At 62.1% G+C, this 16,811-nt stretch carries 13 protein-coding genes; 10 read left to right on the top strand and 3 right to left on the bottom strand.

The window, feature by feature from the left end:
* Window positions 1-145 precede the first annotated feature (145 nt).
* The 8 genes from HHL26_RS19290 to HHL26_RS19255 all read left to right on the top strand — a co-directional run bounded on the left by HHL26_RS19290 (window position 146) and on the right by HHL26_RS19255 (window position 7,953).
* Window positions 146-718, top strand: a complete 573-nt coding sequence (locus HHL26_RS19290) for a conjugal transfer protein TraW (protein WP_240962519.1) — start codon at window positions 146-148, stop codon at window positions 716-718.
* A complete protein-coding gene (locus HHL26_RS19285) occupies window positions 715-1,728 on the top strand; it encodes a TraU family protein (RefSeq protein WP_169576484.1) in 1,014 nt (337 codons plus the stop codon). Before HHL26_RS19290 ends, HHL26_RS19285 begins: the two co-directional genes overlap by 4 nt.
* 379 nt (window positions 1,729-2,107) lie before the next feature.
* Complete coding sequence (locus tag HHL26_RS19280; RefSeq protein ID WP_169576482.1) at window positions 2,108-4,045, top strand: hypothetical protein; 1,938 nt, start codon at window positions 2,108-2,110, stop codon at window positions 4,043-4,045.
* Window positions 4,042-5,127, top strand: a complete 1,086-nt coding sequence (gene traN, locus HHL26_RS19275; protein ID WP_169576480.1) for a conjugal transfer protein TraN — start codon at window positions 4,042-4,044, stop codon at window positions 5,125-5,127. Before HHL26_RS19280 ends, traN begins: the two co-directional genes overlap by 4 nt.
* Window positions 5,128-5,347: 220 nt before the next feature.
* Window positions 5,348-5,947, top strand: a complete 600-nt coding sequence (locus HHL26_RS19270) for a type-F conjugative transfer system pilin assembly protein TrbC (protein WP_277349421.1) — start codon at window positions 5,348-5,350, stop codon at window positions 5,945-5,947.
* On the top strand, window positions 5,919-6,518 hold the full coding sequence (locus HHL26_RS19265; protein WP_169576476.1) for a S26 family signal peptidase: 600 nt from the start codon (window positions 5,919-5,921) through the stop codon (window positions 6,516-6,518). Before HHL26_RS19270 ends, HHL26_RS19265 begins: the two co-directional genes overlap by 29 nt.
* A gap of 68 nt (window positions 6,519-6,586) precedes the next feature.
* The gene (locus tag HHL26_RS19260) at window positions 6,587-7,381 is read left to right on the top strand and encodes a conjugal transfer protein TraF (protein WP_240962511.1); all 795 of its coding nucleotides are present in this window, start codon (window positions 6,587-6,589) and stop codon (window positions 7,379-7,381) included.
* Between the two features lie 62 nt (window positions 7,382-7,443).
* Entirely contained in the window at window positions 7,444-7,953 is a 510-nt protein-coding gene (locus tag HHL26_RS19255) for a hypothetical protein (RefSeq protein ID WP_240962517.1), read from the top strand.
* A gap of 20 nt (window positions 7,954-7,973) precedes the next feature.
* On the opposite strand, the gene HHL26_RS19250 is transcribed toward HHL26_RS19255, so the two are convergent.
* On the bottom strand, window positions 7,974-9,143 hold the full coding sequence (locus HHL26_RS19250) for an ATP-binding protein (RefSeq protein ID WP_240962510.1): 1,170 nt from the start codon (window positions 9,141-9,143) through the stop codon (window positions 7,974-7,976).
* 172 nt (window positions 9,144-9,315) lie between these two features.
* Here HHL26_RS19250 and HHL26_RS19245 point away from each other — a divergent pair, with 172 nt between their 5' ends.
* Window positions 9,316-10,671 (top strand): conjugal transfer protein TraH, encoded by a 1,356-nt coding sequence (locus HHL26_RS19245; protein WP_169576528.1) that lies wholly within the window; start codon window positions 9,316-9,318, stop codon window positions 10,669-10,671.
* A 13-nt stretch (window positions 10,672-10,684) separates the two neighbouring features.
* Window positions 10,685-14,419, top strand: coding sequence for a conjugal transfer protein TraG N-terminal domain-containing protein (locus HHL26_RS19240; protein ID WP_169576472.1), 3,735 nt, complete (start codon window positions 10,685-10,687; stop codon window positions 14,417-14,419).
* On the opposite strand, the gene HHL26_RS19235 is transcribed toward HHL26_RS19240, so the two are convergent.
* Both HHL26_RS19235 and HHL26_RS19230 read right to left on the bottom strand, forming a co-directional pair.
* Window positions 14,403-14,843, bottom strand: coding sequence for a hypothetical protein (locus tag HHL26_RS19235; protein ID WP_240962509.1), 441 nt, complete (start codon window positions 14,841-14,843; stop codon window positions 14,403-14,405). The two genes, HHL26_RS19240 and HHL26_RS19235, sit on opposite strands and share 17 nt — an antisense overlap.
* Window positions 14,844-16,032: 1,189 nt before the next feature.
* The gene (locus tag HHL26_RS19230) at window positions 16,033-16,803 is read right to left on the bottom strand and encodes a sulfite exporter TauE/SafE family protein (protein ID WP_240962508.1); all 771 of its coding nucleotides are present in this window, start codon (window positions 16,801-16,803) and stop codon (window positions 16,033-16,035) included.
* Window positions 16,804-16,811: the final 8 nt, after the last annotated feature.

Raw genomic sequence — 16,811 nt, 5'->3', positions numbered from 1 at the left:
ATGAACTGGATAGTAGGCGTTTCCGCGCTCATCGCTGCGATCCGTGGTTCCCGGGCCGATCAAGCGCCTCCATGGTGGAGGCGCCGTCATGACCGTTGACCAGTCGAGGCCCCATTTTACCCGGCATGCCCTCATCGGCGCGCTGATGCTCGGCCTGTCGGCCACTCGGGCAGATGCAGCCACATCGACGATCGGCAGGACATGGTCCATTGCAGAACCCGATGCCATGGCCGAGATCGAGGCCCGCGTCGCCAGCGCGCCTGACATGGCCGCGCAGTTCGGACCGCGCTCGTCCTGGTCGGCGATGCGCGCTGCCGCCCTGGTGCCGGCCAGGGCCAATCGGGTTCGTACCCTCGTGCCTTTCTATACGGTCGAGGAGGATATCCGCCTTCCCGATGGTCGGTTGCTTTACCCCAAGGGCTTCACGTTCAATCCCCTGGACTATGTCTCGCTCCCCCAGCGCCTCGTCATTGTTCACCCCCGCGACCTTGGCTGGGCGCTTAGCAAAGCCCGATTTACCGACTTCATTCTGCTGACCGCGGGCGACGCCATCGACCTTTCCGAGAAGACGGGGCGGCCGCTTTTCATCCTCGAGGAGCGAGTGAAGGAACGCCTCGGGCTTACCGTCGCGCCAGTCATCGTTGCCCAGGAGGGAAAGAAACTCGTCCTCACCGAATATGCCCCGCCCATCTCGATCGGCAGGAGCGCGAGGCCATGAAACGGCGCCTTCTCCTTCGGGCCGCTGCCCTCTCGCTGGCGCTGGGCATTGGCGGCGCGGCAGCGCCCGCCAAGGCTTCCAAATGCGAGGCCGGGACCATCTTCAATCCGATCACCAAGGTCCGCTGGAATTGTATCTTCCCGATCACCATCGGGGGCGTCCGGGTCGGTTCCTTCGACAAGCTCGACAAGGACCTCGACGCGCAATCCGCATCAAAGCCGCTTTGCGCCTGCCGCAAGGGCGCGACATTCTGGTTCGGCGTCAAGGTCAGTTTCTGGTCGCCCAGTCGCATGGTCGATGTCGTGACCGAGCCGGGATGCATGATGGCGCTGGGCGCCGACCTCATGGCGACCGGCGGCAGACTGCAAGGCAGCCAGTCCTCCATCGCTGACGGGACAAACAGCCAGAAGATGTTCGCGCAGATGCATTATTATATCGCGCCGGTCTGGAAGATGCTCGACATGTTCACCGACCTCCCGTGCATCGAGGACAATGGCTTCGACGTCGCGATGATCACGGAAGTCCTGCCGACATGGCAGTCCGGGACGCTGGGCGCGATCATCCAGCCTGAAGCCATTCTCTTCGGCAACCCCGCAGCCGGCCTTGCCTGCATGGCCGACAGTGCCGCCGCCGCTGCGGGCAAGGTCATCGACCCGCTTTTCTGGTGTATGGGAAGCTGGGGCGCCACCTATCCGGTGGCGGGCGACATCCATTTTAGCGACAGCGTCGAAGCCTGGGCAGGCTTGGCAGCCCGCGGGACCTTCATGATGGGGCGCCTTGGCGCACTCACCATCTCCTCAGCCGATGGCTGTTCTTTCAAGGCCCAGCCCATCTGGACCAAGAGCCGCTACAAGCTCCAGATCATGGAGCCGGTCAAGGGCGGCAAATGCGTCAATATCGGCCGCCCGGGCGCCCTCTGGTCAAGCGGCAAACATGCACCAGGCAAGGACAATGCCCAGTTCATGCTCTTTGAGAAGGTGATCTGCTGCGCAGGGGTTTCGACCCCATGAGCCGGTCCCTCCTCTTGTCTCCCGTAGCGGTCGGCGGCTTCTGCTCTCGGTCTGCCCGCATAGGCCATGCTGGCCTCGCCGATCGCTGCGAGACCGGAGCGGCGCTGTTACCTCTCAGCGCCGCTCCATTCCCCGTTTCCCCCGACGCGACGCATCTGTGGCACGCAGCGCGCGGGGGGAAGGTCAGCACGGTCGAGCCAACCCCCGGCCGGGACAGGCGACCCCCACTCCTATCGCCTGTTCCGACATCGGCCGTGCTGACCATAATCGAGGGCCGGGCAGCCTTTCGATGCCTGGGGCAAGGAGAACCCTCCACTGGCACAGCTTCCTATTTCCGCCTGCGCAGGGTCCCATCAGCAGCAAAAGGGGAGCCTCGATCATGAGGGTTCACCCCGAGCCTGGCCTTGGCGCGTTGGCGGTCATCTTGGCTCTGACCTCGCCCGCTGGCGCACAGGACATGGATGCCCGCGCCCGTGCCGCGGCCGCCGCCTCGCGCGCAAAATCCAGCGACAGCGAGGCGATTTCACGAAATTATCTGACGCCCGGCCTTTCCAACCAGCCGATCAGCACTGTCGATGGGAGCCAGAGCTTTGCGACCAGCCTCGCCTGCCAGCAAAGCGCGACGATGCTGGAACTTCTCGTCCAGCCAGGCAGCAGCGGCGACATCACCCATCTCACCATCACGCGCGACAAGGATCTCGACGGCAGCTTCGACAGCAATCTCACCGTCCCGGTGATCGTGTCGGGCATTTGCGCCAACGGGATCATCTCCTGCGACGCCGGCACCTGGAACCAGTGCAAATCCTTCAAATGGGATGTCGGCGCATCGGGGGATCTGAAGCTTTCCCAAGTCGCCATGCCCGAGCTTTCAGGCTGCTACTGCGTCAATGCCAGCTGCGGCGCCAATCTGGTCTCGAGCAATCTCTCTTCGGTGCTGACCGACCTGGGCGGCGGGGTCATCGGGGTCCTTACCACGGCCGATTCCAGGATCGGCGTCGTGCAGGCAAGCATCGACGGCCCGGTCATCCGCTATGTCGGCGCGCAGACCACGGCCTGCACCAGTAATCCCAGCGTCTCGACGACCGCTTATCGTGCCAACCCTGCCGCGATCAGCAGCGACGCCTTTGCCGCCTCGCAATCCAGTTCGGTCTTCACGGCCCTTACCGGCTCGCCTGCGGCGAGCGGCAAGGCGGAGGCGACGAGCAGCTGCACGATCGAGCGGGAGATCAACGTCAAGAGCTGGGACTATGACGACATTCTCGCCGTCAGCGGTTCAATCGCATCGGTCACGAGTTGCGGCACCAATTGCAGGCGCTATCAGATCCGGGGCGCTGGAAGTTGCGGCAGTTCGCCGCCCATCTACACTGCGACCTTAGACCCGATTGCGCCAACCCGGATCGTCTCGGCGCGCATTGTCGAGATGGGCGCGGATGACTGGGTCCAGGCCCGGGTCAATGGCGAGATCGTCGGCTATGCCGGGAAACGGCAATGGCTGGGTGAAGGCTTGCCCACGGGCGATTGCCGGATCAGCGATGATCCCTGGTACAACCGCAATGCGATCGACATCACGTCCCAGCTCAAGGCCGGCGCGACGATCGTCGGAGCGCGGGTCCGTGGCGGCGGCGACGGCAATTGGGGCTATGTCACGGTCGAGGTCATGGTCGACACCGCCTGCGAGGTCAGCGAAAGGCTGGTCGATCTTTGCGCGGGCTATGCGGGGAACAGCGCCTGCCGCCTCATCGCTGAAGATGTGGACGGGGTCGAAACCGTCCGCAGCGGCGTCAATACGGGCATGAGGCCTCTCGCCCAGACCCGACTCTTCGGCTCTGGCAGCTGCACCTATCAATATATGCGCGACTTCTTCCTTCGGACACGGCGCTACAGCTGCGTCACCGACAGCTCTGCCACAAACGAACCTGATCTCTCGCGCGCCGCCTATATCATCGACCATTCGACCGAGACGATGCTTGCTGACCGCACCAAGGCTGCCGATGGCAGCTTGAGTGAGACGACTAGGTCCTTCTCCATGCCCGATCGCCCGACCGTCTCATCCTGCGAGGCGATCTGCAAGACCCGAGCGCCCAAGGCGAACAGCGGAGTGGCGCCTGCCGGCGCAGTCGCACAAAAGCAGAATGACCCGACCGGCTGGGACAGCTTCTATCATGTCTGCTCGGCGGACTCGGTCTGTCCGCTCGGCGCGGGAGAAGAAATCGTCACGGACTGCGGCTGCATCGACGATTTCCCCGAGGCGGTCGTCATGATGCAGACCGTTCGCCTGGCAGGCTCCGACCTCGCTTGCACGGCGGCCTCCCAATGAGCCGGCGCATATGCCTGCTCCTTGGCCTCGCAGCCTTCGCCCTCGCGCCTCGCGGGATTGCCCAGGCAGCCGAAATCTGTGCCGTCGACTTGAACGGCAATGGCGATGCCGCCGATGCGCGCGAAATGGCAAGCTGCGTCGCCATGGCGGCGGGCGCCGTCCAATGCCCGATCCAGCAAGCCGCCTGCGTCACCGATGAAGCCGGCCAATATGGCTGTCCCCTGGGCACGGCTTATCAATGCCTGACGCCCGCCGCCGGAGGCACGCCTACCTGCTCACCCAATAGCTGTACCGACACGGACGCCAACCCGATCGAGGAAGAGGCCCCCGTTGACGATCCCGGGCCAGCCAATGACGGGGCGGTTGATGCCGACGGCAATTGTCTTGGCACGATCGAAATCTTCGGTGGCCGGGCGCTGCGCTGCCGGCCGCCCGGCGCCAGCGTCACCTTCCAGAATTGCTGCAAGGACAAGGGCAAGATCGTGAAGGACGGAATGGGTGGGTCCTTGTCCTCGATCACCACCAAGATCGCGGTCGCCAAGGGCGTCTTCACGGGCATGAAAGCCGCCTATACCGCCTTCAAGGCGGGAGCGACTGCTTCGGAGGCTGCCAGTGCCGGCGCCAACGCCATCATCGTCGGCCTCGATCCCACATCGATCGCGATCAGTCTTGCCATCAATTTCATGATGGAGGTTCTGCTCCAGGGCTGCGACCAACAGGATATGGAAACGGGCATGCTGCGCGGCTCTGGCATGTGCCATGAGATCGGCACCTACTGCTCCTCATCGATCCTTGGCGTCTGCATCCAGAAGGCCAAAGGCCATTGCTGCTTCAACACCAAGCTCGGGCGGATCATCCAGGAACAGGGTCGACCGCAACTCAAATCATTCAACGACTTGGGCTGGGGGACGGCAAAGCAGCCTTATTGCCGGGGATTTACGGCAGAAGAGTTCCAGGGCTTAGATTTCAGCCGGATGGACCTCTCCGAATATTATACGGACATTGAAGCCCGCGCCCAGTCCGACATCGAGATCGATATGGAGGATAAGGTCGATGCCTATCTCAGCGTCATCAAACCCTGATCGCCTGATTGTACTCGCCGGTGCCCTGTTGGTGACATGCCATGGCGAGGTGGCTTCAGCCCAGAGTTCCAGTGAACCCGCTTCGCTTGAACGCCTGCGCGCCGCAACCGCTTCAACCAAAAGCAACGACGGCGTCGGTCCGACGTCCCTTCCATCGCCTTCGCCAGAGTTGAAGAAGCGCGCCTTCGAAGCCATGCGACAGCGCGTTCAAGGGCGAGGAATGGAGGAACGCGCAAGGTCAGCTCAGGCCGCCGCCACCCAGGATATAGCCGCCCAGCATGAGGCGATGACTGCCCGGATCTACCAGGCGATCGGCCTTGCTCCGCCTGGCGAACCACAAGCACCACCCGTCCCTTTGTCTCACCCGGCCAGGGCATTTGTCCCCTTGCTGTTTGCCTCCTCTGCCATGCCGGTGGAAACGCTGCGCACCTATGCCGCGAGCCTCGAGAAGATCGGCGGCGTGATCACATTTCGCGGAATGCCCGGTGGTCTCACCAAAATAGGGCCGATGGCGGAGCTGACGGCACGGATGCTGCGGATTGATCCGGGCTGCGAAGGACCAGCCTGCGCCATGCGCGCTGTCCAGGTCGTGGTCGATCCGATCCTGTTTCGACAGCATGGCGTTTCCCGGGTTCCCGCCTTCGCCATGGTGCCAGGCGACCCCACCCAGCCCTATTGCGAGCGAGAGGATGAGACAGGGCCACGCGCTTCCCACCTCGTCTATGGCGACGCGGCGCTTTCCGGGCTCATCGAGGAATATGCGCGCCTTGGCGGCAAAGAGGAGGTGAGCGATGCTGCGGCTCGTCTATCTCGCCGCTAGGAGCCTTTGGCCTCGCCTCAAGGCCTTGCCTCGCGAAGCCGCGCTGGCGCTCGGTGGCGCAGTCGGCGAACAACCGGCCAATCCCCGGCGCCTTGCCCTTGGCATCGCGATCATCGTGCCGATCGCCTGCCTCACCTGGGCGGCCATTCCGGCCGTCACAATCGTCATGAGCCCGTCGATCAATGCCTGGGCGGTCCGCAAGGCCCCCGGCCCAATCCACAAGGGAGATCTTGTGATGTTCAACCTCTCGCACCCTATCGCTGGCCCTCGCCCTGTCAGCGTGACCAAGCGCACGCTCTGCATGCCGGGCGAGCGCCTGCACGAGGTCGAGCGTCGGTCGGTGCATGACGGGACGGTAACGGGGAGCCTCTATTATTGCGGCGCGCATTATCTGGGTGCGAGCCGTCCCTTCGGGCGGAATGGACAGCGTCTCGATCATTTGCGCTGGGGCGATCATCCTCTTCCCCCAGGCTTTATCTACCTTGGCTCTGATCATCCGGACGGGTTCGACAGCCGCTATTTCGGCCCCGTGCAGGTCAGCCGGCTGACGCGCATGGAGCGCGTGCTGTGAGAGGATCGATCGCACCATATATGCCCTGGGCCATGCCTCTGGCAGCGTTCCTTCTGGCGGGTCCAGCGATGGCGCAGGCCGACTCGGTGAAGCGCGGATTCTGGTGGTATGCCGTGCCGCCTGCACCTCCAGGTGCCGTGGAGGATATGGTCCCCAAGGCGCCAGTCATCCCTCCCATGAAAGAGCTTGCGCGCTGGAGTCCCCCGCGCATCGCCAAGCTCATCACCGAGCAGCGCGACTATGCGGCGACAGTGCTGACGGTGGACGCGGTCGCCGATTTCTGGCGCCTCCAGGACTTTGCCCGGCGCAAGGCGCGCGCCTTTGCCGGCGTGACCCAGCTGGCCCTCCTCACCCATCCCGAACTTAGTGCCCGGAGCGCCTATCCAGTGGTAGGCGATGCGCGCGACGCACAGGGTGCCGAGAAAGATGCCACACGGCGCGCCTATCTTCGTTCGAAGGGCAATGAATTCGCACTCGTCATGTTCTCACGGGCCAGCTGCGGCTATTGCCGCGTCCAGTGGCCGCTCATCCAGCGCTTCCAGGACGAGATGGGCTGGCAGGTGAGCCAGATGGATCTCGACCGCCGCCCTGATCTCAAGAACCGGTTCGGCGTTGAGGTAACGCCGACCACCATGATCATCCGCCGGGGGTCGAGCCAGCGCATGGTGATCGCCAATGGCGTCGAGGCTTATCCCAACCTCATCCAGACTGCCTATCAGGCCGTCAAGCTGCTCTTAGGCGATATCCGACCCGAGCAATTCCTGACCGGCGCCGGTGAGGAAGACGGCTTTTTCGATGCACTCGCCAACGGCCCGGTCGCGGCAAGCGATCCAGCGACGCAGCCAAGCGGCAGGCAACCGTGAAAGGCTGGGCTATCCTGAACGGCATCGCCCTGGCGGTCGGAGGCTTCCCCCTTGCCGCTGCCATGCCTGATCGCATGGATGCAGCGCGCGCGGCGATCCACCCTGTCGGAAACGAGGCGGCGATGCGCCAATGGCTCGGCCGGGTTCCAGGGACCATGGACTATCCGCCCGATTTCGATGCGACTCTGCGCGGTCAGGGATCGGCCTTCCTCGTAGAAATGAGCAGCGCGCCCGGCTGCATCCCTTGCGGCGACCTGTGGGGCAAGCTCGGGAGGCTGAGGACCCGCTTCGGATTTTCGGTCCGCACCATCGGCGAGGAAGAGGCGATGCTCCGGTCCGGACGACTCGGCCTCCCCTGGATTGGTCACCCGGTCGCCTGGCTCCGGCCTGCCGGTGATCCCGATCGGCTCATTCCCATCGCGATCGGCACCGACCTTGAAGCCAATCTCGCGCGCAATCTCTATCTTGGCGTCAAGATGCAGACCGGCGTCAGGCCAGCCGTCGGCGTGCGCGCCATGGCAAAATTCACAGCTATTGTCGGTACTCGCAATTCCTACGGATCCGTTCGATGAGGCTGATATGGAGGTCGGCCTCAGTGGCGCTCGAGCAGATCCATGGCCGCAGCCACGAGAGGCATGACCATGATGCCAGCCGACATGGGATAGGCTTCCGCACCGGGATAGATGACGTTGCGGCGCGCTGGCCGGAGGTCTTCGCACGCATGATGGAAACCGCGTTCCACCTTGGGCGCCAGGCTGCGCTTGATCTCATAGACCCAGAGTTCACCACCAGGCAGGGTGATGAGCAGATCGATTTCGGCGCCTGCCGCCGTCCGGTAGAAATTAGCGACGCTGCCCTCAGGCGCAGCAGCAATCAGATTTTCGATGACGAAGCCTTCCCAGCTTCCGCCCGCTACGGGATGACCAAGAATCGCCTCTTCATCACCCAGACCAAGCAGGGCGTGGACCAGACCGCTGTCCCGCACATAAATACGCGGCGATTTGACGAGCCTTTTCGCACTGTTGCTGTGCCATGGTTCGAGCCGACGGACGAGCAGCAGGTCGACAAGAAGGTCGAGATAATTGGCGATGGTCTTGGAATCCAGGCCAAGGCCGCGCGCGAAATCCGCTGCGTTGAGCAGACCCGACTGATGATGCGCGAGCATCGTCCAGAAGCGTCGCAGGGTTTCCGCCGCGATCCTCGGACCCAGCATCGGAACATCCCGCTCCAGATAGGTGCGGATGAAGTCCTGGCGCCAGCGAAGACTCGAGCGATCGCTTGGCTTCAGAAAGCTGTCCGGGAAACCGCCCCGCACCCAGAGGCGGCTTGCCGCCTGGGCGTCAATCTCAACTGCATCGAGCGGCCCCATTTCAAGATAGCTGACCCGCCCTGCAAGGGTCTCGCCAGACTGGGCGAGCAGATCGATCGACGCAGAGCCAAGGAGCAGGAAGCGGCCGGACTTGAATCCAGCTCGTCTGCCCTTGTCGATAAGGCCGCGCAACGTCTGGAAGAGGCCCGGCAGACGATGGACCTCGTCCAGGATCACCAGCTTGTCCTGATGCCCCGCAAGGTAGAGTTCCGGATCACTCAGCTTTGCCCGGTCCGTCTCGGATTCGAGGTCGAGATAGATCGACGGCGCCATCTCGCCGATCTCGAGGGCAAGAGTCGTCTTGCCCACCTGTCGCGGTCCAAGCAGTGCCACGGCTGGAGCCTCGGCAAGGCGTTCGGTCACTTGCGCTGCGATACGGCGTCTAATCATCATAGCATTATCGGAATATTATTCCCGATTTGCAAGGTTATTTCAGGGAAATCGAACGGGTCTGGCAGACCGATCCTGTACCAAACCGCCTCGCTGGGAGACCACCGTCATGCAACGCCATAAGTATCGCTGCCCGATCTGGAGCGTTCTTCTGCTCTCGGTGTGGATCCCTGGCATGCCCGCTTATGCGCAGGGTTGGGCCGAACATTGGTTCGACAATGTCACCTATACGAGTCCCGGGAGCTTCGAGGACCAGACGCGAGGCTATGTGACGGCCGGCGGCATGTCGGGGCGGGTCGACGTCCATAATGACTATCTGATGAGCCTCACCCTCCCCAAGGTGAAGGCGGGCTGTGGCGGCATCGACATGTTCCTTGGCGGCATGTCCTTCCTCGATCCAGACTATCTCGTCGAGAAACTCGAAAGCATTCTTCAGGCCGCGCCGGCGGTCGCTTTCCAATATCTCCTCGAGACGCTGGACGAGAAGATGGGAAATATCATTTCAAAGATGGAAGCGGCCACCAATTACCTGAATAGCATCCAGGTGAACGACTGTCGGCTCGCCAATCGCATGGTGCAGATCGCCAAGGGCGATGACAATATGTCGGGCATCATCGAGGAGATGACCGGCTACAAGTCGGTGAAAGCCGGCCTCTCCAAAAGCTATCAGCAGAGCCGCGAGAAGATCCAGTCGAACGGCAATAATCCGACCGAGGATCTGAAGGACGCGCTCGCCAATTGCCCGGTCGACGTCACCGACATCTTCAAGACGGGGTCCCTCCTCGCTCATGCCGCGGCCCGAGTCGGCGCGTCGGACTGGGCAGGCGTGATGCGCGCGCGCGTGGGCGACGTCTATATGCGCTGGGACAACAACGACAAGGTGCCGCTCTTTTCGGCGATCCCCGCCTGCGCCGCTCAGGACAGCGAGTCCTCCGACGATTTCCTGAGCGGCCGGGTGATGCGCCGCGCGCTCAATGTGCCAGCGACCAGCGCCGATTGCACCCAGGATGGCGGCAAGGGGGCGCTCACCCTGACACGCGAGCGGATGACCGGGATCGCGGAGAAGATCCGCACACGCGCCGCGCTGACGGCGGAGGAACGGCAGTTCGTCGCCAATGTCCGAACCTTGCCCGTCTATCGCATGCTCGAATGGGGCGTGCGACAGGATGTCGTGGACTCGGTGATCGGTGACACCGACGAGCTGGTGGCCCTCACCCTTGCCTATCAGATGTTGAATGACTTGACGCGCAGCATTGATTTCGCGCTCTCCAATGCCGAGCGCGGCACAACAGGTGCCGGCGCGGCCGATAGCAGCAACAACAATATCTGTCAGACGCGGATTCTCACCAAGGGGATCGAGCAACTCCGCGACCTGCGCGAAGAGGTGCTGCGCCAGCGTGCCCAGATGCGTCAGTCCTATCTGGCCGCCCTGTCCCAGACGAACCTCTCGACCAGCTATGCCGGTCTCATCCGCCAGCGCGACAAGGATGCGCGCGATGCCGCAGGCGCTGCCGCCAACCGCAACCGCTGACGCAAGGTCCCCCATGCGCAAAGCCCTCCGCCCAGCCTCCCTCCTCGCCGCCATCCTCCCCGCGCTGCTCTCCACCTCACCCGCGCTGGCGATGGAGGCGAGCTTTCACACCTATGACGGCTTTGCAGAGACGGTGGACGCTTTCCGCCTTGTCTCGATGATCTTCGCCGATCCGCGCTACGAGACGTTGGTGGTGATCATAGCCGTGGTCGGCCTCGCGCTGGGGTCAGTGCTCGCCATGATCCGTGGCACTGGGATGGGTCTTGTCGCCTTCGGCCTTCAGATGCTGGTGGGGATCGGCCTCTTTGTCGGCCTCGTAGCGACGACCGGGACGGTCCATGTCTATGACCGTGTCCGCAACGCCTATCAGCCGGTCGGCGACGTTCCCAATCTCATCGTGCTTGTGGCCGGCGTCACCAATATGCTGGAGCGTGCGCTTGCCGAGACGATCGACGACAATACGCTCGATCCGCATGCCAAGCTGGAATTCGGGGCCGGCGGGCATGCCTTCGACCTCTTCCTGAATGCCGTCTCCCCGCGTGGTCCGATGACGGACGCCTTTCTCGATGCGACGATCAAGGATTATGTCCGCCAATGTTATCCGGTCGCCCGCGTATCGCCCGCTTATGGGATCGATGACGATCAGCTCTTCCGCACCAGCACTGATCTTCCCGCCGCCTTCGCCGCGATGGCCGGTCCTGCGACCTTCAGCACCGTCTTCACCGCATCCGACAAGGGCGGCACCACGGTCAGCTGCGATGAAGCCTGGCAGCATATCTCCGAACGGCTGTCCGATGCCTCCCTGTTCGAAAGCTATTCCACCCAGGTCTGCCAGCGGACGGGCTATGACATCGACAAGACGGACCAGCTTGCCCGCTGCCGGTCGAACCTTGCCGAGATGGGCGACATGATGCTGGGAACGCCGCTCACCGCCCAGGCATTCCTCACCAATATCCTCCTCGGCAACAGCGTGGGCGACGTGCTGTTCGAGGACAGCCCGGCGACCGCTTCCAGGGTCATGGCCAATCGGGCGATGATCTCGAGCGGCCTTGCCAGCATGTCCACGGCGAATGAATGGTTCCCCACCATAAGAGCGACCGTCTTCGGGATCATGCTCTTCATGATGCCGATCGCGCTGCTGTTCATCCTGACGCCCATCAACTTGCGCGTCGCGAGCTTTGCGCTGGGCTTGTTCGTGTTCGTGGCGCTCTGGGGCGTGATCGACGCGGGCATCTATCAACTGACCCTTGGCCGGGCGATGGCGGCCCTTGCGGAGATGCGGTCAAACCATCTGGCGGCGAACGCATGGATGCTTGCCCCTTCCTCGGCAATGAAGGCCCTCGCCATTTTCGGGAGTTTCCGCACAGCCGCTGCCGGGCTCTCCGGCGCCTTCGTGTTCACGGTGTTCCGCTTCTCGGGCAATGTCTTCTCGGCCTTCACCAGCGGTTCGCTGGGCGCGCAGGCGCAAGGATCGTCAGCGGCCGCCAATGTATCGACCTCCGAAGGCTATGCCTCCGCCCTGGAAGCGCAGGCCTCCGCCATGGGCACTGGAGCCCGCCGCGGGGCCGCCTCCGGGTTTGCGGACTATGGCGAGCGCTCGACTTTCGGCGCGAATCGGGCCTTCGGCGCCGCTGGCGCCATCGAAGGTGCGCATGGCGACGGCAGCCCGGGCGGTGCCGCCATGGCCCTTGGCGGCATTGACGCGGCACGCGAACTTGGCGGCCTCGCACCCGCGCTTACAGGCCGGGATCTCAGCGAACCTGCCACGGCGAACGCCGTGCGCGCCGCAGCGGCGACCGGCGCGATCCACAATTTCGCCGAGAAGGATGCCTTGAGAAAGCTTGGTACCGTCTATTTCGGCGCCGGGGAAGCGGGCGAAAAGGCGTTCGCGGGCTTCACCCAGAATCTCGTCCAGTGGCGGGCCTTCGGCGACACCCGCGCCTATGGCATGATGATGCAGGGGGCGACCCGCCATTTCGAGCGTGCGGGCTACTCAGCCCAAGATGCGCAATTGAAAGCCAGCGGCGTGATTGCTGAGGCCAGCGCCGATCCGACCTTCGCGAAGCTCATCGCCAACAGCTTTGAGCAGGAACAAATGCTGCGCAATGACCTGACGTCGGCGCAGGTCCAGGTCGGCGCGATGGAGGGCCGCCGCGACTATGCGGGCAACCGGGTGGAATCGATCGAGCGAGGCAATGTCGCGACCGAGCAGGCCCATCGCACAGGCGGAAATGAGGGGCAGCGCCAGGCGGCTGCCATGCTCGGACTACCCGTCGATGAAATGAGCCGCCGCATCTCCTTCATCAACGCCCTCTCCGGCGAAGCACGGTCCTCCGCCATCACTCAACTCTCCCGCGCAACGGGTCGCAATGAGGCCCAGGTTGCTCGGGCGCTGGAAACGTACAGGGCGTCCACTGATCTTGGAACTGCCGACGGCGCCACCGCCGAGGCGGCACGCGAAGGCACCAGCGTCTATGGCCGCACAAGAGAGGCTGCCGGCTATGATTTTGCGGAACGGTCCGGCAGGCTCGATGCCCAGCGGGAGGTCGGTCATGACGGAACGCGCAGCGCTGCTCGGATCGGTGAGCAAAGACGGCAATCGGAGAATTTCGGATTCGCGGAGGGCGCAACGGCTGCCGGCGTGTCAACGCGCGAGGCCGCGCGACTCGACAGTTTCATCAGGACGCTGAGCGACACGTCGGGCAACCAGATCGATATGGCAGAAGGAGGTGCAGAAGGGATCGCCGATCGCGCCCGCAACGCGCGCCTCTCCGGCATCGTGGACAAGGAGCGTCTGACTCGCATGCAATCCCTCCTGCGTGCGAACGGAATCGAGATGAGCAAGCGCCAGATCGCCATGGACCAGAATGGCGACTTCAGCCTCAATCTGACGCCGGCGACCGCCGCCCAGATGTGGCAGGCGGGTCTCCTCAACGAAAGCCAGCTCGGCGCTGTCGCCAATGGCGGCCATGCGCGCTTCAGCCTTGCGCATAACGACCTCCTCGTCTCGACCAGCGCGGGCTTCGAGAAATCCGCACGGAATGACACCAGCACAAGGTTCGAAGCAGGAAAGCAGGCTGGACCAGACACGATCGAGCACTTCATGGGCGGCGGCGCCGAAGGACGCGCCGCCATGGCGAACTGGCTGCGTGGCGGATTCGAAATGGATCGCAAGGGCAACTGGCGATTGAAACCGCAGGTCGCGGATACACTCGAGCGGGATGTGCAGGCCATCATGGCGCAGACCGGCTGGGAAAGAAGCATCGTGCGATCTGCGCAGGATCAGACGTCATTTGGAATTACGGTAAAGGGCGAAATGGGTGGCGGCGCGACGACCAGTTCGCCCAGAGGAACGGCCACCACAAGCGGTCGCGCGACTTCAGGCAACGCCAGCGGCTCTCTCGGCATATCGTCGCAAGAAACGGGAAGTACCATCGAGACAGCTAATTCGCAGCTGAACGTCGTCAATTATGATGTCCGTCAGGGGATCGCGAATGCCGAACGAATGGCGGCTAAGTCTTCCACGCCTGAAGCGGCGTTCGCAAGCCAACTTTCAAACGAGATTCTCGGGCACCAGGGCATTCGGAATCGATATTTGGAACAGGCCGATAGCCGACGCGGCACGTTCGATCTCATGGCCCCGCTCTCCTCAATCGAACAGACTTCTATTCTCAATAGCGGCGGTTTCACGAATGATCTTGATAAGGGGCCGATGGACGGGAATCCCGCGTTCAAGAAGCGCGATTGATGTTCGCGGGATGCGTCGGATTCAGAGGATTTCCAATCCAAAAAACTCCAGAGCTTGGATCAAGCGGATCGAATTCACTTGGCATGCCCGATGGTCCAAAGCGGTCAGACATGAAATTTGGGTCGTCGACGCCGTGCGCTTCCTCAACGCTCTCAGGAAGGACGGACAGCCACTCCCGCAAAAAGCCGAAGCCAAGGATCAGTACCACCATCGGCGGGAAGAAAAAGACGATCAGGAATCCTGCAAGCGCTGATTCATAGAATTCGGCCAAAAGCGAAAAGCGTGAGTTCCCTGCCATTCCCAACCAGTAGATCGGGATGGCCGCCCACCAGAGCTTGGCATAGCGCGGGCGCCAGAGGAAGTCGCCGATGTTGGGAACACCGCCGCCGCCCTGCGCCTCATCCATATGATCCACATCAGGCATAATCTTCTTTCCTGATCAACAGCTTATCAGCTTAGCTGCATCAGGGAAATGCTATTCTCCACGGAAGCCAATTCTCAATCAGCCGCGCCGATGATCAACCCCTTCCCTTCTCACGTGACAGGTGCATCCCCCGCTTTAACAATGATCGCGGGACAAAAATTCCCGAAGTTTGCGCCTATCGCACGTTTTGCCGAGCAAGCAAGTTGGTACAGAGCGATCTTGGGCTTTCACGCCTATCACATTTTCGGATAGTTCATTTAGAGTGCCTCCCGATCTCGCATGCGGATCGGCGCCAAAGCATAATCCTGCCATTGTGCAGCGCAACTATCTGAAATAACTTGGGAAGAAGAGATGTTGATGGGGTTTCAACCGGCGCCGATCGGGGGCCCATCGCCGTAGCATTTTTCGCTCACTTCCAGCGGCTTGGTCGAAATCTAAGCCGGTCCCGTCTCCGGGCCAATCCACACCTCTCGACCGCGCAAAGGATGACCCCCAATATTTTGGGACCGCTGTACATGAGGCGCACAAGCGCGTCGCGCTCGCTCGCGGCAGCCTGTCGATTCCCGAAATCGCGACCAGCCTCGTCTTGCCTTGCGTGAGGATCATATGCTGTTCGAGCGTCACAACCATCCACAGGATAAATCAGATCGTGCGGTTTACACACGCCCTTTTCGCCAACCCCATGAGCAATTACGATTGCACCGCGTCAAATAAGTAATTTAGATCATAGGTCGTACTCGACCAAGCCGAATTTGAATAAAATTGCTCTTTGTGGTATATATTGCGCAAGGAGAGGATGGTCGTGTTTGTCCTGGAATCCATTGCTCAGTCTTTACTTTTGGTCGGCGCAAGTGCTTTGGTGGCGGGCGTGCTCTGTTGGCTTGCCAACGCTATCGCGACCCAACTCCATCGGCATGCGTGGGCAGCCTTCTTCGTTCTCTGCTTGGTGTCGACCATAATCCTTAGAAGCCCGACTCACAGTGAATTTGTCAAACTTAGTGCGATGTGCAGCCTGATTGTCTCATTGTTTCTTTGGCTTTCTCATGACAAAAATTCAAACATCAGAAATAGAAATAATATAATGTCAGGTAATTATAATAAAAATATTCATAGATAATTCGGTTATTCAGAAATAAATTTAACGAATTTAGGTGAAGTTCGCTCTTAGAAAAGATACAATATAGTGCTTTTATCGAACGATATCTAATGACACATAGATACCGACTGCGATCACCGTGAGAGCGAAGATCCGCTCCAGCCGCCCCTTGCGCGAAGCAATCTTGTGCCCCATCGCGATGCTGATGACCGAACCACCGGCTCCGCCCGCGATCATCAGGCCCACCAGCAGCCAATCGACATAGCCTGACAGAGCATAGGATGCCGCCGTGGTCAGCCCCAGCGCGGTGACGACCACCAGCGAGGTGCCGACGGCATTTTTGAGCGGCATCGTCGTCGCCGCCATCAAGCCCGGCACGATCAGGAAGCCGCCGCCTATCCCGAAAAATCCAGCCGCCAGCCCGACGCCAAGGCCGATCGACACGAGGCGGGGCAGCAGCTTCGCAGCAGTTGCGCGTGACAGGCGGACGTCGGGCGCTTCGATGGCGCGCCTCTTCCGCAACATCGAAAGGCCCACGCCGATCATCAGCAGGCCGAACAGCATCAGCAGCCTTTTGCCGTCCACCGCCTTGCCGATTTCCGCGCCGATCCCGGCCCCGGTGATACCCGCCGCCGCAAACACAAGGGCGCAGGGCCATTTTACCGTGCCTGCGCGGGCATGACCGATCAGGCTGGCGGCGGCATTGGCGGCCACCGCGACCGCCGCCGTTCCGATGGCGGCATGAGGGGAGGCCACGCCCACCACATAGACCAGCAGCGGCACGGCCAGGATCGATCCGCCCCCGCCGACAAGACCTAGAACGATGCCGATTACACCGCCCGACGCCAGTGCGGCAACGATCATGACCGGAG

Origin of the sequence: Sphingobium sp. TB-6 (assembly GCF_012927365.1) — a bacterium.
In the GTDB taxonomy this organism is placed as follows: Bacteria; Pseudomonadota; Alphaproteobacteria; order Sphingomonadales; family Sphingomonadaceae; genus Sphingobium.
The sequence above is the reverse complement of the archived record's forward strand: the minus strand, read 5'-3'. Positions and strand labels throughout refer to the sequence as shown.